This is a genomic window from Rhizobium sp. P1_C7 (assembly GCF_056406295.1).
The window spans coordinates 63,162-82,156 of sequence record NZ_JBFUAL010000008.1 but is presented as its reverse complement, the minus strand read 5'-3'; the positions used below and the strand labels follow the sequence as shown (position 1 = coordinate 82,156).

The following is an 18,995-nucleotide window of genomic DNA, read 5'->3' as shown; positions in this document are numbered from 1 at the left end:
TGTTCCACCCAAGTGGAACGCTGCATCGCTAGAATGTCTGGATATCCACAGAATTCCAATTGTCATAGGCAAGCCGTTGAGCGCGACAAGGTCCATGTCGGCAAGCGACTGGGGGCAACTCCTGCTTCTCGGCATTCTGTGGGGCGGATCTTTCTTCCTAGCGCGCATCGCTGTGGCCGAGATTACGCCGCTCGCCCTTGTCCTATATCGCGTTTCCATTGCCGCATTGGTCCTACACTGCTGGCTGAGGATACGCGGCATTTCCTTCGCTCCCGCTCGTGCACGACCCGGCCCGTTCCTGTGCCTCGCTTTGCTCAACAACGTGATTCCGTTCTCCCTGATCTTCACCGGACAAACGGAGATCGGCGCCGGTCTCGCTTCCATCTTTTACGCAACGACGCCTCTCTGGACGATCCTCGTCGCAAACTTGCTGACGGCGGATGAGAAGCTGTCGGCGACAAAACTCGCGGGAGTAGGGTTCGGAATTTCCGGAGCTGCCGTCATGATCGGTCCCGGCCTCCTGTCCAATCTTGGAGGCCCGGTCTGGGCGAAACTCGCCGTGATCGGCGCGGCCATCTCCTATGCCTTCGGCGTCGTCTACGCCAAGCGGTTCAATGACATTCAGCCATCGGTCGTGGCAACTGGCCAGCTCACCGTTTCCACTTTGCTCATGGCGCCGATCGTCTTGCTTCTCTACAGTCCGGCAGCGATCGCGACATCAAGCATACCGATCTGGGCAGCGATCGGCGTTCTCGCGGTCTTCACGACGGCAGTTGCATTCATTCTCTATTTCAACATCATCGCTTCAGCGGGCGCGACAAACGCATCCCTCGTGACACTTCTGGTGCCCGTCAGCGCGATCTTGCTTGGTCGGGTCTTTCTTGGCGAAAGACTGGAGCCGTTCGAAATCGTTGGAATGGCGTTGATCATTTCCAGTCTGCTCATCATAGACGGCAGGCTTCTTCGCCGCTGAGACGGCTGCGCTCGCACAGTCTGGCTGATGTCTGCATCCCCGCTGCGCCAGCCCGACGGGGACTTGGTGTCTGCTTCCGCTTCCATCTTTCCCTTGCGACTCACCGCAGCAGGCCGGCCAGCGCCGGCGATCCTCCAGGGGCGTGCATCCGTATCGCGTAACGCTACTTCTGCTTCGGCGCCTTGCCATTGGTGCGGAAGTTGCCGGCGAAGGCGGTGTCTGCGCTTTTGGCCGTGCATTCGATGGCGACGGGCTTGCCGTCGTAGGGGTTGCCCATCGTGCAGGAGCCCGTCACTTTCACCTGTCCGGTCATCTTCTGGCCGACGCCGGTGACGATGAGGCTGAGCGGCAGGCTGATGTTGCCTGTGGATGCCGGTTTGATCTTGGTGCCGTCGCCCTGGAAGCCGAGCATCTTGCCGCCGGAGGTGAAGATGAAGGTGACCTGACCGTTGATCAGCGTCACGCTGGCGATTTCGCCCTGGCACTCCTTCGTCGCATCGACCTTGCCGACCACGAGCTTGGCGCATTTGCCGGCAAGCGTCAGCGCGCCGGGCGCACCGGGGAAATTCTGGGGCGCGGCGTTGGCGGCCGAAGCAAGTGCCGCTGTAAAAAGCGAAGCCGTGGCCAAAGTTAGCAGTTTCACCTTCATACCTCGCAAGCGATCCATTGCGGCGCCCGCAAACGACAGCGCCTCTCGTGAGCAGTGCCATGCCATTCTTCTGTGTCCGAAATGGGTCGAATCACCGGTCTGGCCATCTCCCTTCTGGCAACTCGATGGCGACTGGAAGCCATGCGTTCTCCAGTTGATCTCCAGGCTGAACGTCACCAGCATCGTCGCGCCTCACGACCTCAACCTGGCAGAGATCTGCGACAGCCTCGGCGTTCTTCATCGGGACAGGGTGGTGGCAGCGGGCGCGCCTGACGAGGTGTTGACAGAGGACGTGAGACGCGTGGCACGCTCGGAATTTCACGGGCGGCGGTATCAAAGCACAGTACCGGATCGAGTGATTGTCGGCGTCGGGGGAAGGGGTTGGTATCCAGCTCAACACGGCGCTTGCCTATGCCAGAAAATCAGTTCGCCAAAACCCTGGAAGAAACCGATCGCCAAACAGCGAATTGAAAATCCTTGTAAGAACAAGGTGATCGGATGGTGGGCGTGACAGGGATTGAACCTGTGACCCCTACGATGTCAACGTAGTGCTCTCCCGCTGAGCTACACGCCCATCCGATGGCGGCGCATAGACCACAAACCCTTTTTGCCGTCAATAGGCTTTTTTCGGATTTGTGACATGCGCCGTGCGAACCCTTACGCGGCAAGCATTTTGTTCACTTCGTCGACCAGGTCGCGCAGGTGGAACGGCTTGGACAGGACCTTCGCATCCTTAGGCGCCTTCGAATCGGGATTCAGTGCGACGGCTGCGAAACCGGTGATGAACATGACCTTGAGGTCCGGGTCGAGTTCGGTCGCGCGGCGCGCCAGCTCGATGCCGTCCATCTCGGGCATGACGATATCGGTCAGCAGAAGAGAGAAGGGTTCTTCGCGAAGCCGGTCGTAGGCGCTGGCGCCGTTGTCATAGGACAGCACCTTGTAGCCGGCCTTTTCGAGCGCCTTCACGAGAAAGCGGCGCATGTCGTTGTCGTCTTCTGCAAGAAGTATCTTCTGAGTCATTATCCGGACCGCTGATCAGTGGGAATTTATGCGTGGAGCTTGAGCCATTTACACTAGTGTTCGCCCAGTAAACAACCGGTGAACTGCCTGCGCGAACCGTCATCCCCATGAGATAGTATGGACTTGCAGCCCGGCAACTGGCAACATGGGCGAAGCGGTGGCCTCCTGGCATGGTTAAGAGGGAAAAAGGTGCACGAAATCCCCGAATACGAGCTTTTTGAGATCCGGGAGCCTGTGTCGCATGCAATTCCCTTCGTTTATAACTCGCCGCACAGTGGCCGCATTTATCCACCGGAGTTTATCGCGCAATCACGGCTGCAGGGCATTTCGATCCGGCGTTCCGAAGATCACTACGTGGACGAGTTGTTCGCTGAAGCAAGCGCACTCGGCGCACCGCTGCTCGTTGCAAATTTCCCGCGGGCCTACCTCGATGTAAACCGCGAGCCTTATGAGCTCGATCCGCGCATGTTCGACGGGCTGTTGCCGCCTTACGCCAACGTCAACTCGTTGAGGGTGGCGGGCGGTCTCGGCACAATCCCGCGCATCGTCGCTGAAAACATGGAGATCTACGGCCGGCGTTTGTCCGTGCAGGAGGGGCTCGACCGTATCGAGGCCGTCTATAAGCCCTATCATGCGGCTCTGCGTCGGCTGATTGCCCGCACGCACGTCCAGTTCGGATTCGGCGTGCTGATCGATTGCCACTCGATGCCCGGCAACGTCCGCGTTGCTGGAGCCACCACGCGGCCGGATTTCATTGTCGGGGACCGCTACGGCACCAGTGCATCGGCGGAGCTGTCGCGCACGGCGGTCGGGATCTTCGAGGAAATGGGCTTCGCGGCGATCCGCAACAAGCCTTACGCCGGCGGCTTCATCACCGAACACTACGGCCGACCGGCGCGTGGCCTGCACGCGCTGCAGATCGAGGTGAACCGTTCGATCTATGTGGACGAGGTGACGCTTGAAAAGCGAGCCGACTTTGCGCTCGTTGCGGCGGCGATCACGTCGTTCATGCGGCAGATGGCAGAGTATGTGGCCAAATTTGCCAGCGATACCGCGCTCGCGGCGGAATAGACTTCCCACAGCTCAAAAAAAGACCGCCTTGCGGCGGTCCAAGTCTAGGGAGGAAACACCCAAGGAGGGTATTTACAGTCAGAGACTGTACGAAGACACTACTGCTGCATTGCACAATTGTCAAGCAGTATATTGCAGTGCAAAAATATTGGGCAGCCGGCTAAAAACTGCCGCTTGCGTTTGCAATGAAACGCATTTCCGCTATGAAAAACGCCATTGCCCGCCACCAGATGGATCTTGTCATGCTTCCTGACCGCTCGTTCTTCAACCGCCTCGCCGAAGTCGCGAAGGCTGAGACGTTGCCGCGTTTTCGCTCCGGCCTGGATATCGTGAACAAGCAGTCCGGCGGTTTCGATCCGGTGACGGAGGGGGACCGGGCCGCGGAGCTTGCCATCCGCGCCCTGATCGAGGAGCGCTTTCCCGGCCACGGCATTCTCGGCGAGGAACATGGCAATATCGGTCTCGACCGCGAATATGTGTGGGTGATCGATCCGATCGACGGCACACGGGCCTTCATCTCAGGCGTTCCTGTCTGGGGGACGCTGATCGGCCTTCAGCGGAATGGCCGGGCGATCATGGGGATGATCGAGCAGCCGTTTACCGGCGAGAGATATTTCGCCGATGAGAGCGGTTCGTTCTATACCGGGCCGGAGGGCGAACGACAGCTCAAGGTGCGCGACTGCGGGCAGCTCTCCGACGCCATTCTCTTCACGACGTCACCGCATCTCTTTGTGGGGGAGGAGATGGAGAAGTATCGCGAGATCGAAAGCCAGGTGCGGCTCTTCCGTTACGGCACGGATTGTTATGCCTATGCGCTGCTGGCGGCCGGTCACATCGACTTGGTGGTCGAAAACAGCCTGAAGCCCTACGATGTTGGCGGCATCATCCCGGTCATCGAGAAGGCCGGCGGCATTATCACCACCTGGGATGGCGGGCGGCCGGAAAACGGCGGCTCGATCATCGCCGCGGGAAGTCGCGCAGTCTACGAGCAGGCGGTTGCCGTTCTTCGGCGCTAAGCTTGGAGGGACTGTGCGGGTAGAGCCCGATTTCCTCGATGGTCATCAAAGCGCATGTCAGGTCATGGTTCGGTTTCTCGTCAGCTATCTGGAGCAATTCCAGCCACCGGCCGGGCCGATCCTGTCGTCCCCGGTGCCGGACGCACGTGTGGCCAAGGAACGCCTCGAACCGGACGACTACCTCTCGCTCTACCGGCTCGTGGGCGATCCGCTGCGCTGGGACGAACGACTGCGAATGTCCAAAGCAGAGCTTGGCGAGTTTCTGCTCCGCCTTCGACAGCCCTCTACGTTTTGCGCGATCGGATGCAGCCCACCGGGCTTTGCGAGTTTGAAGGCGTCGGCAGGAAGGATGTCGAGCTAAAGCATTTCGGTTTGATCTCCGATGTGCAGGGAAACCGTCTTGGCACCTGTCTTCTGGATTTGGCCTTGCGGGCAAATATTGGCCCTTGGACCGCGGCGCGTGTGGCCCCACACCCATACCAATGACCATCCGTGCGCGAAGGCGACCTACGAGCGGTGCCGAGGAGTTTGCTGACTGAGCACTCGGTTTGGCTCATGAAAGCCCCCGTTTTCTTTCGCAACGCAGGCCGCGCGGTTCTGCCGATGTTTGCGCGACGCAGCTTGCTGCATCGCAATGATCCCTCATGGATTGCTATTTTTGCAATTTATTTTCTCAATGGTTGTATTGATGAGCAAGTTTCGGCCTTTTGCGCTCGCTAAAGAGGAAATTTAACAGATACGTAACTTTTCGCTGCAAATCCTGCACCGGAGATTTCAAGAATAGCCTAGGGTCTTTCGCCCGTCGGCGTCGCATTTCGCGTAAAAGGCATATTGAAATGTATGTTTTACCTTTCACCGCCGGGGCCGACGCCAAGGCGATTCTGAATGCAGTCAACCGCTCGCAGGCAGTCATCGAATTCGACCTCACGGGGAAAATTCTCACGGCCAACGAGAATTTTTGCGCCGCCATGGGCTATAGCCTTGGCGAGATCGTCGGGCGGCATCATTGCATGTTTGTCGATCCTGCCGATGCCGAGAGTGAAGACTACCGTGCGTTCTGGGGCCGTTTGGCAGAAGGCAAGTTCGACAGCCGGCAGTACAAGCGCATCGGCAAGGCCGGCCGCGAGGTCTGGATCGAAGCGTCCTACAATCCTGTGTTCAGGGGTTCGGCACCCTACAAGGTCGTCAAGTTCGCGACCGATATCACCGAGAGCAAGCTCAAGAGCGTCGAAGACGCGGGAAAGCTCGATGCGCTATCGCGCGCGCAGGCGACGATCGAATTCACCCCTGACGGCCATATTCTCACCGCCAACGCGAACTTCCTCACGGCGCTGGGCTATACCTTGGAGGAAGTGCGCGGCCAGCATCATTCCATGTTCTGTGATCGCGAATATGTGGCAAGCGCCGACTACAAGGCGTTCTGGCGCAACCTCGGCGAGGGCCGGTTTGCCGCTGACGAGTTCATGCGTCTCGGAAAGGGCGGACGCAAGGTCTTCATCCAGGCATCCTACAACCCGATCATCGACATGAACGGCAAGGTCTTCAAGGTCGTCAAATTCGCGAGCGACGTAACCGAACGCGTTCGCGCCGTGAACGAACTCGCATACGGCCTGCAGGCAATGGCTGAGGGAGATCTGGAGCAGACGATCGAGCAGCCGTTTCTCGCGGCGCTCGACAAGCTGCGGACCGACTACAATGCTTCGTCAGGCCGATTGCGGTCGGCGATGCGGGCCATTTCCAGGAACGCCACGCTGATCGCGTCGGGCACGCGAGACATTCGTTGCGCGGCCGACGATCTCGCCAAGCGTTCCGAAACGCAGGCCGCTTCGGTCGAGGAGACAGCGTCCGCTGTCCTGGAGATCTCAACGACCGTGTCAGATTCGGCGCGACGTGCGTCCGATGCAGGCCGATTGGTTGCCGACACGTCGCGCAGCGCGCAGGAGTCGGCGGGCGTCGTTCGGAAAACGGTCGAGGCGATGTCCAGGATCGAGCAATCGTCCCGACAAATCGCGGGCATCGTCGGCGTGATCGACGATATTGCGTTCCAGACCAACCTTCTTGCGCTCAATGCAGGCGTCGAAGCGGCCAGAGCAGGGGAGGCCGGCAAGGGCTTTGCCGTCGTCGCTCACGAGGTCCGGGAACTGGCGCAGCGCTCGGCCGGCGCGGCAAAGGAGATCAAGGCGCTGATCCGGGACTCCGAGAGCTCCGTGCGCGACGGCGTGACGCTGGTGGGCAGAACCGGATCGGCGCTCGAGGCGATCGCGACGCAGGTGCTGCAGGTAAACGACAACGTGTCCGGGATCGTCGAGGCTGCCAAGGAGCAGTCTTCCAGCCTCAGCCAGATCAACGCTGCCGTCATGTGCATGGATCAGGACACGCAGCGCAACGCAGCGATGGTCGAGCAGACCGCCGCCGCCAGCCGACGGCTCGCCTTTGAGGCAGAAGCCCTTTTCGAGCTTGTCGGTCAATTCAAGGTCGGCGAGGGCAAGGACGAGCGGGATACGGACGGCCGGGCGAAGGTCGCCTGACCATCAATTGCCTGCGCCCCTGGGTGCAGGTTGCCGCCTAGCCGCCGGCCAGGTCGAGGCCTGCTCTCATCCCGGCGCTATCCAGCGCCGGGCGAGGCAAGGGTACCGCCACTGTAGACGGCAACTCGAAGCCGGTATCCATGACTGCATTTGGCAGGGGCATCGGCGTCGGAACGGGGACGGCCGCGGGAATGAGCAGTTCGAACTGCGCCGAGGAGGCGCTGTGGGCGGGCAGGTAGTTCATCGCAACTTCGTAGGCCGGCAGCGGTGACGGTGTTTCAAGTGCGCCGTCGGCTCCGCGCTTCTCGTAGAATGCGTTTCCGCCGGCCACCGTCACATAGTGCATGTTGTCATATGGAAACTTAAGGCCGTCGGTGTGGAAGAACATCGCTTCCTTGACTTCCGGGTTGCGCTCGCCGTGCAGGATGGCATCGGCGGCGAGGTCGAGATCGGATTGGGCCTCCTCCTTCACCTCTCGTGTCATCACGCCCGGCGCAAACTGCCGCTCCTGAGCGACGACGCCGCAAATCGAGTCCGGATAGGCGCCAGATGTCAGCCTGTTCATGATGACGGTTCCGACCGCCATGTAGCCCTCGTGACTGGAACGCTCGGACTCGAAATACATGGCGCGCTTCAGACAAGAGCGGTCTTCGGACGTGTAGTTGTAGGTAACTTTTCCCGGTTCAATCCGCTTTGTGGAGTGAGCGGCCGAGGCAGGCGTCGCTTTGGGCGCAGTTGTGCAGCCCGCAGTCGCCAAACCAACAAACAGGATCCCTGAAAGGGATCTTCCCAAGACGTTTCGCGCCCTCAACGCCAGGTGCCTCCTATGTGATTAGTGCAGCCCTTATCGATCAGTGGCGACGTTTTACATTACATTTTAGAGAAATTCAAACGCATAGCGTTCATAAACCGTCCGCTACTCCGGCGGTCGCCGTTGGAAGCCTTCGTCTGAGGTCTGCAACGAGCCCCCGGGCGGGCCGAACCGGTTGCTCAGGTGCCAAAGCCTTCGACTGCCTCGGCCGCTTCCGCATCGCTGCCCGGGATGAAAGCATGGAAGGCGGCAAGCGCTGCCTTGCGATAGACATCGCGCTCCTGCAGCACTTCATGGCGTGCGCCGTTGATCGGCACCAGCTGGCCGGCACGGAAGTAGCGCGACAGCCGCTCCTGCGCGATATAGGGCACGATCGTGTCGCGCGTCGGCGCGATGACAACAGTCGGAATGGCGATCGAGAACAGGTGGTTCGGCGAGGTCACACGGTCGATCGTGCTGAAGGATTCGAACAGCCAGCGTGCCGTCGGCAGGCCGAGCACCAGATCCGGATGAGCGGCGGAGATCGCCTGGTTGCGTTCGAAGCGAACCTCGTCGGATGTCAACGGATTGTCCGTGAACGGCATTTCCCTGAGCTTGCGGGCCAGCGGAAACGAGCCGAGCCCGAGCGAACAGGCAATGGTTGCCAGACGCCGGATCGTACCGGACGACGCCGCCTGACCGGAGAGGCCGATGAACGGTGCGGTCAGCACCATGCGTTCGATCCGGGTCGAAAGGTAGGGGGCTGCTGACAGTGCAATCAGCGCGCCGGTGGAATGCGCAAGGATGTAGAACGGCAGGCGGGTATCGGGCAGCACGATCTTCTCGAGGAATGTGTCGAGATCGTGCTCGTAGTCGACGAAACGGCGGATGTGGCCATAGTGGCGCGTCTTGAGAATGCGCGCCGAATTGCCCTGGCCACGCAGATCGAACGTCGCGACCCAGAGACCCTTTTCCGTCAGATCGCGGATCGTCTCGTAGTACTTCTCGATGTATTCGTTGCGCCCATGCAGCAGGACAACTGTGCCTTTGGCCACGGGCGCACTTGACCGAAAAACCGCATAGCGCAGCTGCAGGCCGTCATGCGTTTCGAAGAAGCCTTCCGTCCGGTTTTCCGGAATCGGATTGCCGGGTGTTGAAAAAAGGACCTGGTCCATGGCAGCTCGATCGCGTCCTTCATGCGTAGTCGGATTTGCAGTAGAGCGGATAGGGGATTGCCCTGTCAAATCAAGAAAAAAAGCGTGCGATTTGCAACGCTGCGCGCCTCATGCCTCCCGGGCGACCTTTCGACCTTTTAAAAAAGAAGCCGGCATGCGGACCTTGAGGGGTCCGCGATGCCGGCCGGAGGTCGGGCTGAAGACGAAGGGACGATACACTTCAGCCATCGGGCCAGTGTGATCCGATGACGCAATCATTAGCCGAGCGTGTCTGAACGCATGCCGAACCGGACGTTCATATGCGGTTCACGCCGCGAGGCCCGTGTTTCAGAGCGGGTCTTGAACTCCGCGAAATGTATCACCATCTCATTTCTGCGGACGCCAAACGGGTCCGCGGAACCGTCCCGGAGCTGCCTGATAAGGAGCTCGCGGGGCCGCTTATCGCAACACGTCGCTTCCCTAGGAGGACATCATGCGTCACGTAGACTTCTCTCCCCTTTATCGCTCCACGGTCGGTTTCGACCGCCTCTTCACCATGCTCGACAGCCTCGGCCAGCCGGACCAGGGGCAGACCTATCCGCCCTACAACATCGAGCGCACCGGTGAAAACACATACCGCATCACGATGGCCGTTGCCGGTTTCGACGAGACCGAAATCTCTATCGAGGCGCAGGCCCACGCTCTGACCGTCAAGGGTGAAAAGAGCGACGACAATGCGGAAGGCAGCGAGTACCTTTATCGCGGCATTGCCAAGCGCACCTTCGAGCGCCGCTTCCAGCTTGCAGACCATGTCGAGGTGACCGCCGCATCGCTGAAGAACGGCCTGCTTCACATCGACCTCCTGCGCAGCATTCCCGAAGCGATGAAGCCCCGCAAGATCGCGATTGCCGCCGAGCCGGTGAGCGCGCCAAAGGCGATCGAGGCTCAGGTCACCAACTAACCCCATCCCTCCCAGGATAAGGCAAGCCGGGCGGCGCTCCACAAGGGCGCCGCCTTTTTTCTGTCCGCAGGCACGCCGCGCAGATCAAGCCGGGCTGGCTGCTTCTTCGATTTCCGCCTCGGTTGCCCGGCGGTGGGCTGCGGCTGCGTATTTCTGAGCGATGACGGCGCAGACCATCAACTGGATCTGGTGGAAAAGCATCAAGGGCAGCACGATCGCGCCGATCGACTGGCCGGCGAAGATGACGTTGGCCATCGGCACGCCGCTTGCGAGGCTCTTCTTCGAGCCGCAGAAGGTGATAGTGATCTCGTCGGCCTTGTTGAAGCCGAGCCAGCGGCTGCCGTACATGGTGGCGCAGAGCACGAAGGCGAGCAGTACCATGTCGGCGACGATGACGACGGCGATGTCGGCGAGCGAGAAGGTGTGCCACAGCCCCTCGACGACGGCCTTGCTGAAGGCGAGGTAGACGACCATCAGAATTGAGCCGCGATCGACCGGCATCAGAAGCTTTTTCTTGGCGCGGATCCAGTTGCCGATCCAGGGCTGCAGAACCTGGCCGACGATAAAGGGCAGGAGCAATTGGATGAAGATCTGCAGGAGGGCATCCCAGGAAAAGCCGCCGTGACCGCCGACCGAAAACAGCAGGCCGACCAGCAGCGGCGTCAGGAACATGCCGAAAATATTGGAAGCCGAGGCCGAGCAGATGGCAGCGGGCACGTTGCCGCCGGCCATCGAGGTGAAGGCGATCGAGGATTGCACGGTCGAAGGCAGCACGCAGAGGAAGAGGATGCCGAGATAGAGCGGGTGCGGCAGGATCGTTTCCGGCAGGAAGCCGAGGCCGATGCCGAGCAGCGGGAAGAGGCCGAAGGTCGTGAGCAGGATCACCAGGTGCAGACGCCAGTGCAGCAGGCCTGCGATCACAACATCGCGCGAGAGCCGCGCGCCGTGCAGGAAGAAGAGCAGGGCGATGGCGCAATCGGTGGCAATGCCGAAGTAACCCGCGAAGGTGCCGCTGGCAGGCAGCAGCGATGCGAGGACGACCGTACAGACGAGCAGGATCGTGAAAGTATCGGGCAGAAAGCGGCGCATTGGCTTTACTCGGGCTCGGGATGGATCAATCCTGTTTCTTCCATTATGATACAGGATGCAAGGAATAACAGTTATCATGAAATGAGATGATGATGCTCGACCTGACCCAATTGCGCAGTTTCGTGGCCGTCGAGCAGATGGGTAGCTTCACGCTGGCTGGGGAACGACTAGGCCTCGGTCAGTCGACCGTCAGCCAGCATATCCAGCGCCTGGAAGCGTCGATCGGTCGTCGGCTGCTCGCCCGCGACACCCACAAGGTCGTGCTGACGACGGATGGCGAGGCGCTGCTGTCTCATGCGCGCGCGATGCTGTCGATCGAGGGGCAGGTGCAGTCTCTCTTCAAGGGGCACAGCCTGCGCGGCAATCTCAGGCTTGGCGTGTCCGAGGATTTCGTGACCAGCCAGCTTCCGGCAGTGCTCGAGGATTTCGTCCGGTCGCATCCGTCCGTCGATCTGGAGTTGACCGTCGCCTTGTCGGGCACGCTCTATGAAATGCAGGATGGCGGCGAGATCGACCTGGTGCTCGCCAAGCGGCGTCTAGGGGATTCGCGCGGACAGCTTGTCTATCGCGAGCCTCTGGTCTGGCTTGCGCGCGATCCGGACCACATCCTGAGTGGCGGGCCGCTGCCCCTGATCGCGTTCCCGCCGCCGAGCGTGACGCGCAGTATTGCGCTGGAAGCGCTGGGGCGCCATCAGATTGCTTGGCGGATCGTCTGCACCTGCGGGAGCCTCAGCGGGCTGACTGCAGCCGCGCGCGCCGGCATGGGCGTGCTGGTGCAGCCGCGCAGCATGGCGCCCTCGGGATTGAAGGAGATCGGCAAGGGGAAACTACCGGTACTGGAGGATGTGGAATTCGTGCTGGTACCGCGCAAAGGCGCGGATCAGGCGCTGGTTTCGGCGCTGTCTGAGGATATCCTGGCGAAGGTCAGGAATTTGCGGTCGAGTTGAGCAGCAGCGCCTTGAGGTTCGGGTCGCAAGGTTAACCCGGTTTGCGGCATTTTAATCATCTCTAAACCCTGAAACTTAGGCATCTGGTCAGATCGGGGGTCTAGCTTGGCTGAGCCTTCTGGTCGACGTTCGGGGCAACAAGGAGAACGGACCGATGATATATGGAGCACTCTTCATATCCGGGCTGATTGCCTGCGTGATGCTCATCGCAGTGGCTACTCACGACGCGAAAACGACGGACAATGGTGCGCCACCGTCCGCCGTCATCGTGCATCAGAATTAGCCTCTGGAGTATTTCCGCTTTTCTTCGAATCGCGAAAGCACTCTACTTTTTGCCGACGCAAATCCGGCGCACAACCGCCACGCACTTTTGCTGGAATTGCTCTCTAAGCCGCAAGGCAGTTCAGGAACCCGTCTACATCCGCCTCGGTCGTTGCAAAGCTTGTCACGAGGCGGATCAGGGCTTCATCGGCGCCCACCAGATCCGGCGTCTCTGACGGCACCGGCCATTCGTAGAACTTCGCGCCTCTTTCCTCAGCAGTCTTTGCGGCGCTCCTGGCGACAACGGCGAAGACTTCGTTTGCCGTGGTTGCCCATGCCAAACGGGCCGAGTTGCTGGCGTCGATGCCGGCGCGCAGGCGGTCTGCCATGCCGTTCGCTTGGGCGGCGAGATCGAGCCAGAGATTATTCTCGAAATATGCGTCGAACTGAGCTGCGATGAAACGCGACTTGGAGAAAAGCTGCGCGGCGCGCTTGCGGATGAAGGGCATCTCCTTGGCTTGGTCAGGATTGAAGAAGACAATCGCCTCGGCGCACCAGCAGCCGTTCTTGGTACCGCCGAAGGAGAGAATGTCGATCCCGCGCTTCCAGGTCATCTCGGCCGGCGTCGCGTCCAGCGCCACGAGGGCATTTGCAAAGCGGGCGCCGTCCATGTGCAGCGGCAGGTTTCTGTTGCTGGCGATGGCGGCGATCTCATTGATCTCGGACAGGGAATAGACGGTACCGACCTCGGTCGCCTGGGTGATCGTCACGGCCGTCGCGCGGCCATGCTGCACGGCGTTCTCCGGAAAGGCCGCGATCTTTTTTGCAAGCATCGACGGATCGATCTTGCCGGCCTCACCCTGAACAGGGACGAGGCGGGCGCCGCTGAAGAAATCCGGCGCGCCGCATTCGTCTTCGATCACGTGTGCCACGGAATGGCAGAAGGTGATGCCGCCCGGGCGCTGGACGCTCGCGAGACCAAGCGAATTGGCGGCCGTGCCGGTTGCAACGAAGAAGACCGAGATCTCGCGTTCGAAGACTTCGGCGAAGCGTGCCTCGACGCGCCGATCGAGGTCGCCGGCGCCGTAGGCAGCTGCAAAACCTGTGGATTCCTCGAGCAGGCGTTCGGCAATGGAACGATGGGCGCCTGCCCAGTTATCGGATGCAAAAAACATGGAAAAACCGCATGGAAAATGGTGGAAATGGGTGGTCGAGCGGGAGATTAAGCCAAACCTTAACCCGATCAAGCGCCTGTGGGCGAACCCATCACATAAATTGAATTCCGCAATCAATAAACAAAATGATACGCGACCGCGTAATTAAATTTCGCTGTGTCCGTCGGTTTGGCAATCTTCCGTCTTGAATTGACGTTTTTTTAATCCGTCACTCTTGCGAAGGTTCCATGTTTCTGGCATAGAACCATTGAATTAGGACAGGGTTGCTGTCCTATTTTGGCCGCTAAGGCCGAAGAGGCGCCAAAAAACCTTACACTCGTTGGGTTTCACGCTATAGTTCATCGAGCGCGGGCGAAAGCTCCCGCAGGGAATGCATGGCAGGCGAGGAGCGCAACGGTTGCTTTCTCCGGAAAGCCTGCCGCCGGCGACCGGATCTTCGACAATGCAACAGCGCTGTCACGCGCCGAACCTAAGATGGGGGACGGTGTGGGACGAAGAGCCGCCCGCAAGTCGCGGGCTCTGACAGGAGGAAAACGATGACGAAGAACACGCCATCCACGGGTATCGACCAGTTCGCAGCAGCAGATGCGCGCGCGACGGCCAATACGCGTAAATCCGCCTCCGGTCTGCCGCGAAAACAGGGGCTCTATGATCCGCGCAACGAGCACGATGCCTGCGGTGTCGGCTTCGTCGCGCATATGAAGGGTCAGAAGTCTCACCAGATCGTCAAGGACGGACTGTTCATTCTCGAAAACCTGACGCATCGCGGTGCCGTCGGCGCCGATCCGCTGATGGGCGACGGCGCGGGCATTCTCGTGCAGATTCCTGACCGCTTCTTCCGCGAGGAAATGGCCAGGCAGGGCATCACGCTGCCAAAGGCCGGTGAATATGGCATGGGCCATATCTTCATGCCGCGCGATCAGAAGCAGATCGAGCATTTCAAGAAGGTAATCAAGGACGTCATCGCCGAGGAAGGCCAGGTCTTCATCGGCTTCCGCGACGTGCCTGTCGATAATTCGTCGCTCTCCAAGGCGCCCGACATTGCCGCCACCGAGCCGCACCATGTTCAGGTCTTCATCGGCGCCGGCGAAGATGCCGCGACGAACGACGAGTTCGAACGGCGCCTGTTCACGCTGCGCAAGGTAATCTCCAACCGCATCTACGACGAGTTCGACGGCGAGGAAAGCAACTTCTATCCCGTGTCGCTATCTTCGGCGACCGTCGTCTACAAGGGCATGTTCCTGGCTTACCAGGTTGGCGCCTACTATAAGGACCTGTCGGACCCGCGTTTCGAAAGCGCGGTCGCCCTCGTGCACCAGCGCTTCTCGACCAACACCTTCCCGTCGTGGAAGCTTGCGCATCCGTATCGCATGGTCGCCCACAACGGCGAGATCAACACGCTGCGCTCCAACGTCAACTGGATGGCGGCGCGCCAGGCGTCGGTGTCGTCGCCGCTGTTCGGCGACGATATCTCCAAGCTCTGGCCGATCTCCTACGAAGGCCAGTCGGACACGGCCTGTTTCGACAACGCGCTCGAGTTCCTCGTGCGCGGCGGCTACTCCATGGCGCATGCCGTGATGATGCTGATCCCGGAGGCCTGGGCCGGCAACCAGTCGATGGCGGCCGAGCGAAAGGCTTTCTACGAATATCATGCCGCTCTGATGGAGCCGTGGGACGGACCGGCGGCCGTTGCCTTTACCGACGGCAAGCAGATCGGCGCGACGCTAGATCGTAACGGCCTGCGTCCGGCCCGCTATCTCGTCACCAACGACGACCGTGTCATCCTCGCATCGGAAGCCGGCACGCTGCCGGTTCCGGAAGAGAGCATTGTCCAGAAGTGGCGCCTGCAGCCAGGCAAGATGCTGCTGATCGACATGGAAAAGGGCCGCATCGTTTCCGACGAGGAGGTGAAGTCCGAGCTGGCGACCAAGCATCCGTATCGCAGCTGGCTGAACCGCACGCAGCTGATCCTGGAAGACCTGAAGCCGGTCGAGCCGCGCGCGCTTCGTCGCGACGTGTCGCTGCTGAACCGCCAGCAGGCATTCGGCTACACCAGCGAGGATACCAGAATCCTGATGTCCCCGATGGCGACGACCGGTCAGGAGGCGATCGGCTCGATGGGCACGGATACGCCGATCTCGGCCATGTCCGAGAAGTCGAAGCTGCTCTATACCTATTTCAAGCAGAACTTCGCGCAGGTCACCAATCCGCCGATCGACCCGATCCGCGAGGAGCTGGTCATGAGCCTGGTGTCCTTCATCGGACCGAGGCCGAACATTCTCGACCATGAGGGTGCGGCAAACGCCAAGCGCCTGGAAGTGCGTCAGCCGATCCTGACCAATGGCGATCTCGAAAAGATCCGGTCGATCGGCCACACGGAAGACCGTTTCGACACCAAGACGCTCGACTTCACTTACGATGTCGAGCGTGGGGCCGAAGGAATGCCCGAAATGCTCGACCGTCTCTGCGAGCGCGCGGAAGCGGCCGTCAAGGGCGGCTACAACATCATCGTGCTTTCCGACCGCCAGGTCGGCCCGGACCGCATCGCGATCCCGGCGCTGCTGGCGACCGCTGCCGTGCACCATCATCTGATCCGCAAGGGGCTTCGGACCTCGGTCGGTCTCGTCGTCGAAACGGGTGAGCCGCGCGAAGTGCACCATTTCTGCCTGCTCGCAGGCTATGGCGCCGAGGCGATCAACCCCTACCTTGCCTTCGACACGCTGCTCGACATGCATGCCAGGGGTGAATTCCCGAAGGAAGTGGACGCCACCGAAGTCGTCTACCGCTACATCAAGGCGGTCGGCAAAGGCATCCTCAAGGTGATGTCGAAGATGGGGATCTCGACCTACCAGTCCTATTGCGGCGGCCAGATCTTCGATGCGATCGGCCTGCAGCAAACGCTGGTCGACAAGTACTTCTTCGGCACCGCGACGATGATCGAAGGTGTCGGCCTCGAAGCGATCGCCGAGGAAACCGTTGCGCGCCACACGTCGGCCTTCGGCAAGGATCCGTTGCTGGCGACGACGCTCGATATCGGCGGCGAATATGCCTACCGCATGCGCGGCGAAAGCCACGCCTGGACGCCGGATGCCGTCGCGACGCTGCAGCACGCCGTTCGCGGCAATGCCGAGGATCGCTACCGTGAGTTCGCCGAGATGGTGAACACGTCGGCTCTGCGCATGAACACGATCCGCGGCCTGTTCAACATCAAGAGCGCCGACCAGCTCGGCCGCACACCGGTCTCGGTCGACGAAGTGGAGCCGGCGATCGATATCGTCAAGCGCTTCTCGACGGGTGCGATGTCCTTCGGCTCGATCAGCCGCGAGGCGCATACGACGCTCGCGATCGCCATGAACCAGATCGGCGGCAAGTCCAACACCGGCGAGGGCGGCGAGGAATCCGACCGGTACATGCCGCTGGCCGACGGTTCGTCGAACCCGGAACGCTCGGCGATCAAGCAGATCGCATCGGGACGCTTCGGCGTGACGACCGAGTATCTTGTCAATGCCGACATGCTGCAGATCAAGGTCGCGCAGGGCGCAAAGCCCGGCGAAGGCGGCCAGCTGCCCGGCCACAAGGTCGATGCGACGGTCGCCAAGACGCGTCACTCGACGCCGGGCGTCGGCCTGATTTCGCCGCCGCCGCATCACGACATCTACTCGATCGAGGATCTGGCACAGCTGATCTACGACCTGAAGAACGTCAACCCGACGGCGGATGTCTCGGTCAAGCTCGTCTCGGAAGTCGGCGTCGGCACGGTTGCCGCCGGCGTCGCCAAGGCGCGCGCCGACCACATCACCGTCTCCGGCTTCGACGGCGGTACCGGTGCATCGCCGCTTACCTCGCTGAAGCATGCTGGCAGCCCATGGGAAATCGGCCTTGCCGAAACCCAGCAGACGCTGGTTCTGAACGGGCTTCGTTCGCGGGTTGCCCTGCAGGTCGATGGCGGCCTGAAGACCGGCCGCGACGTCATCATTGGTGCCCTTCTCGGCGCCGACGAGTTCGGTTTTGCTACCGCGCCCCTGATTGCCGCCGGCTGCATCATGATGCGCAAGTGCCACCTCAACACCTGTCCGGTAGGGGTTGCGACGCAGGATCCGGTTCTGCGCAAGCGCTTCAAGGGCACGCCCGAGCACGTCGTCAACTACTTCTTCTTCGTCGCCAACGAGGTGCGCGAAATTCTTGCCTCCCTCGGCTTCACCAAGCTCGATGACATCATCGGCGCTTCGGAGCTGCTGGAGAAGGACGAGATGCTGGCGCACTGGAAGGCCAAGGGCCTCGACTTCAGCCGCATCTTCCACAAGGTCGATGCCCCGAAGGAAGCAACCTACTGGACGGCGCGACAGAAGCACCCGATCGACGATATTCTCGATCGCAAGCTGATCGAGGAGGCGCAGCCCGCGCTCACCTCGAAGATACCGGTCGCCTTCGAAGTCGACATCAAGAACGTCGACCGTTCGGCTGGCGCGATGCTCTCTGGCGAAGTCGCCAAGCGGTACAATCATCGCGGCCTGAAGGACGACACGATCAGCGTGACACTGAAGGGCACGGCAGGACAGTCGTTCGGCGCGTTCCTGGCACGCGGCATTACCTTCAACCTGATCGGCGACGGTAACGACTACGTCGGCAAGGGCCTGTCGGGCGGTAAGATCATCGTCCGCCCGCCTGAGAACTCGAAGATCCTCGCGGAAGACTCGATCATCGTCGGCAACACCGTTCTCTACGGCGCTACCGAGGGCGAGTGCTACTTCCGCGGTGTCGCGGGCGAGCGCTTCGCGGTCCGCAACTCCGGTGCCATCGCCATCGTCGAAGGCGTGGGCGACCACGGCTGCGAATACATGACGGGCGGCGTGGTGGTCGTTCTCGGCGAAACGGGCCGCAACTTTGCAGCCGGCATGTCCGGCGGCGTTGCCTATGTTCTCGACGAGAGCGGCGATTTCGCCAAGCGCTGCAACATGGCCATGGTCGAGCTCGAGCCGGTTCCGGAAGAGGACGACATGCTGGAGAAGCTGCATCATCACGGCGGCGACATCGCGCACAAGGGACGCGTCGACGTCTCCGGCGACATGACGCGCCACGACGAGGAGCGCCTCTACCAGTTGATCTCCAACCATCTGCACTACACGGGCTCCACCCGCGCCAAGCAGATCCTGGACAACTGGATCGATTACCGCCCGAAGTTCCGCAAGGTCATGCCGGTCGAGTACCGCCGCGCGCTCGAGGAGATGGAGCGGAGCCGCATGGGGATCGCTGCGGAGTAGTCATATGCCGACACTTCCGTCACCGGCGACGACGCCTGTGACGGGAGCTGAAATATCTCGATGACCATGACGACGGTATCGACGGCAAATGCCGCCGCGG

Annotated in this window: 16 protein-coding genes and 1 tRNA gene; 10 read left to right on the top strand and 7 right to left on the bottom strand. The window is 60.9% G+C overall.

The genetic code is table 11. The features are described 5' to 3' along the window. Window positions 1–94: 94 nt before the first annotated feature. Window positions 95–973 (top strand): DMT family transporter, encoded by an 879-nt coding sequence (locus AC1D2R_RS14450; RefSeq protein ID WP_477968128.1) that lies wholly within the window; start codon window positions 95–97, stop codon window positions 971–973. A gap of 163 nt (window positions 974–1,136) precedes the next feature. On the opposite strand, the gene AC1D2R_RS14445 is transcribed toward AC1D2R_RS14450, so the two are convergent. The 3 genes from AC1D2R_RS14445 to cpdR1 all read right to left on the bottom strand — a co-directional run bounded on the left by AC1D2R_RS14445 (window position 1,137) and on the right by cpdR1 (window position 2,642). Next, entirely contained in the window at window positions 1,137–1,622 is a 486-nt protein-coding gene (locus AC1D2R_RS14445; RefSeq protein WP_477968127.1) for a hypothetical protein, read from the bottom strand. Between the two features lie 499 nt (window positions 1,623–2,121). Then, window positions 2,122–2,196 (bottom strand) — tRNA-Val (locus AC1D2R_RS14440). Between the two features lie 83 nt (window positions 2,197–2,279). Beyond that, a complete protein-coding gene (cpdR1, locus tag AC1D2R_RS14435; protein ID WP_003542883.1) occupies window positions 2,280–2,642 on the bottom strand; it encodes a response regulator CpdR1 in 363 nt (120 codons plus the stop codon). A 189-nt stretch (window positions 2,643–2,831) separates the two neighbouring features. Here cpdR1 and AC1D2R_RS14430 point away from each other — a divergent pair, with 189 nt between their 5' ends. The 5 genes from AC1D2R_RS14430 to AC1D2R_RS14410 all read left to right on the top strand — a co-directional run bounded on the left by AC1D2R_RS14430 (window position 2,832) and on the right by AC1D2R_RS14410 (window position 7,257). Further along, the gene (locus AC1D2R_RS14430) at window positions 2,832–3,713 is read left to right on the top strand and encodes an N-formylglutamate amidohydrolase (RefSeq protein WP_477967954.1); all 882 of its coding nucleotides are present in this window, start codon (window positions 2,832–2,834) and stop codon (window positions 3,711–3,713) included. A 242-nt stretch (window positions 3,714–3,955) separates the two neighbouring features. After that, the gene (gene hisN / locus AC1D2R_RS14425; RefSeq protein WP_477968126.1) at window positions 3,956–4,729 is read left to right on the top strand and encodes a histidinol-phosphatase; all 774 of its coding nucleotides are present in this window, start codon (window positions 3,956–3,958) and stop codon (window positions 4,727–4,729) included. Between the two features lie 64 nt (window positions 4,730–4,793). After that, the gene (locus AC1D2R_RS14420; protein WP_477967953.1) at window positions 4,794–5,090 is read left to right on the top strand and encodes a hypothetical protein; all 297 of its coding nucleotides are present in this window, start codon (window positions 4,794–4,796) and stop codon (window positions 5,088–5,090) included. A 194-nt stretch (window positions 5,091–5,284) separates the two neighbouring features. Continuing rightward, window positions 5,285–5,449, top strand: coding sequence for a hypothetical protein (locus AC1D2R_RS14415; RefSeq protein WP_477967952.1), 165 nt, complete (start codon window positions 5,285–5,287; stop codon window positions 5,447–5,449). Between the two features lie 116 nt (window positions 5,450–5,565). Then, entirely contained in the window at window positions 5,566–7,257 is a 1,692-nt protein-coding gene (locus AC1D2R_RS14410; protein ID WP_477967951.1) for a methyl-accepting chemotaxis protein, read from the top strand. Between the two features lie 37 nt (window positions 7,258–7,294). Here the strand turns inward: AC1D2R_RS14410 and AC1D2R_RS14405 are convergent, their stop codons facing one another. Both AC1D2R_RS14405 and AC1D2R_RS14400 read right to left on the bottom strand, forming a co-directional pair. Then, window positions 7,295–8,068 carry a cell wall hydrolase gene (locus AC1D2R_RS14405; RefSeq protein WP_477967950.1) on the bottom strand — a complete coding sequence of 258 codons (774 nt, stop codon included), beginning with the start codon at window positions 8,066–8,068 and terminating at the stop codon, window positions 7,295–7,297. Between the two features lie 179 nt (window positions 8,069–8,247). Next, window positions 8,248–9,222, bottom strand: a complete 975-nt coding sequence (locus AC1D2R_RS14400) for an alpha/beta fold hydrolase (RefSeq protein ID WP_477967949.1) — start codon at window positions 9,220–9,222, stop codon at window positions 8,248–8,250. Window positions 9,223–9,694: 472 nt separating this feature from the next. Here AC1D2R_RS14400 and AC1D2R_RS14395 point away from each other — a divergent pair, with 472 nt between their 5' ends. Beyond that, window positions 9,695–10,162 carry an Hsp20 family protein gene (locus AC1D2R_RS14395; protein WP_037069516.1) on the top strand — a complete coding sequence of 156 codons (468 nt, stop codon included), beginning with the start codon at window positions 9,695–9,697 and terminating at the stop codon, window positions 10,160–10,162. Window positions 10,163–10,246: 84 nt separating this feature from the next. On the opposite strand, the gene AC1D2R_RS14390 is transcribed toward AC1D2R_RS14395, so the two are convergent. After that, on the bottom strand, window positions 10,247–11,251 hold the full coding sequence (locus tag AC1D2R_RS14390) for a bile acid:sodium symporter family protein (RefSeq protein ID WP_477967948.1): 1,005 nt from the start codon (window positions 11,249–11,251) through the stop codon (window positions 10,247–10,249). A 92-nt stretch (window positions 11,252–11,343) separates the two neighbouring features. On the opposite strand from AC1D2R_RS14390, the gene AC1D2R_RS14385 reads away from it, so the two are divergent. Beyond that, window positions 11,344–12,198, top strand: coding sequence for a LysR family transcriptional regulator (locus tag AC1D2R_RS14385; RefSeq protein WP_477968125.1), 855 nt, complete (start codon window positions 11,344–11,346; stop codon window positions 12,196–12,198). A 154-nt stretch (window positions 12,199–12,352) separates the two neighbouring features. Further along, window positions 12,353–12,481, top strand: a complete 129-nt coding sequence (locus AC1D2R_RS14380; protein WP_477967947.1) for a hypothetical protein — start codon at window positions 12,353–12,355, stop codon at window positions 12,479–12,481. A 103-nt stretch (window positions 12,482–12,584) separates the two neighbouring features. On the opposite strand, the gene AC1D2R_RS14375 is transcribed toward AC1D2R_RS14380, so the two are convergent. Continuing rightward, entirely contained in the window at window positions 12,585–13,634 is a 1,050-nt protein-coding gene (locus AC1D2R_RS14375; RefSeq protein ID WP_477967946.1) for a threonine aldolase family protein, read from the bottom strand. 536 nt (window positions 13,635–14,170) lie between these two features. Here AC1D2R_RS14375 and gltB point away from each other — a divergent pair. Then, window positions 14,171–18,895: a glutamate synthase large subunit gene (gene gltB, locus AC1D2R_RS14370; RefSeq protein ID WP_477967945.1), complete on the top strand. Its 4,725-nt coding sequence runs from the start codon at window positions 14,171–14,173 to the stop codon at window positions 18,893–18,895. The last annotated feature ends 100 nt before the right edge of the window (window positions 18,896–18,995 follow it).

Coding starts and splice junctions, on each gene's coding strand:
- AC1D2R_RS14450 (WP_477968128.1), top strand. CDS start 95: ATGTCGGCAAGCGACTGGGGGCAACTCCTGCTTCTCGGCATTCTGTGG.
- AC1D2R_RS14445 (WP_477968127.1), bottom strand. CDS start 1,622: ATGAAGGTGAAACTGCTAACTTTGGCCACGGCTTCGCTTTTTACAGCG.
- cpdR1 (WP_003542883.1), bottom strand. CDS start 2,642: ATGACTCAGAAGATACTTCTTGCAGAAGACGACAACGACATGCGCCGC.
- hisN (WP_477968126.1), top strand. CDS start 3,956: ATGCTTCCTGACCGCTCGTTCTTCAACCGCCTCGCCGAAGTCGCGAAG.
- AC1D2R_RS14420 (WP_477967953.1), top strand. CDS start 4,794: ATGGTTCGGTTTCTCGTCAGCTATCTGGAGCAATTCCAGCCACCGGCC.
- AC1D2R_RS14415 (WP_477967952.1), top strand. CDS start 5,285: ATGAAAGCCCCCGTTTTCTTTCGCAACGCAGGCCGCGCGGTTCTGCCG.
- AC1D2R_RS14410 (WP_477967951.1), top strand. CDS start 5,566: ATGTATGTTTTACCTTTCACCGCCGGGGCCGACGCCAAGGCGATTCTG.
- AC1D2R_RS14400 (WP_477967949.1), bottom strand. CDS start 9,222: ATGGACCAGGTCCTTTTTTCAACACCCGGCAATCCGATTCCGGAAAAC.
- AC1D2R_RS14395 (WP_037069516.1), top strand. CDS start 9,695: ATGCGTCACGTAGACTTCTCTCCCCTTTATCGCTCCACGGTCGGTTTC.
- AC1D2R_RS14390 (WP_477967948.1), bottom strand. CDS start 11,251: ATGCGCCGCTTTCTGCCCGATACTTTCACGATCCTGCTCGTCTGTACG.
- AC1D2R_RS14385 (WP_477968125.1), top strand. CDS start 11,344: ATGCTCGACCTGACCCAATTGCGCAGTTTCGTGGCCGTCGAGCAGATG.
- AC1D2R_RS14380 (WP_477967947.1), top strand. CDS start 12,353: ATGATATATGGAGCACTCTTCATATCCGGGCTGATTGCCTGCGTGATG.
- AC1D2R_RS14375 (WP_477967946.1), bottom strand. CDS start 13,634: ATGTTTTTTGCATCCGATAACTGGGCAGGCGCCCATCGTTCCATTGCC.
- gltB (WP_477967945.1), top strand. CDS start 14,171: ATGACGAAGAACACGCCATCCACGGGTATCGACCAGTTCGCAGCAGCA.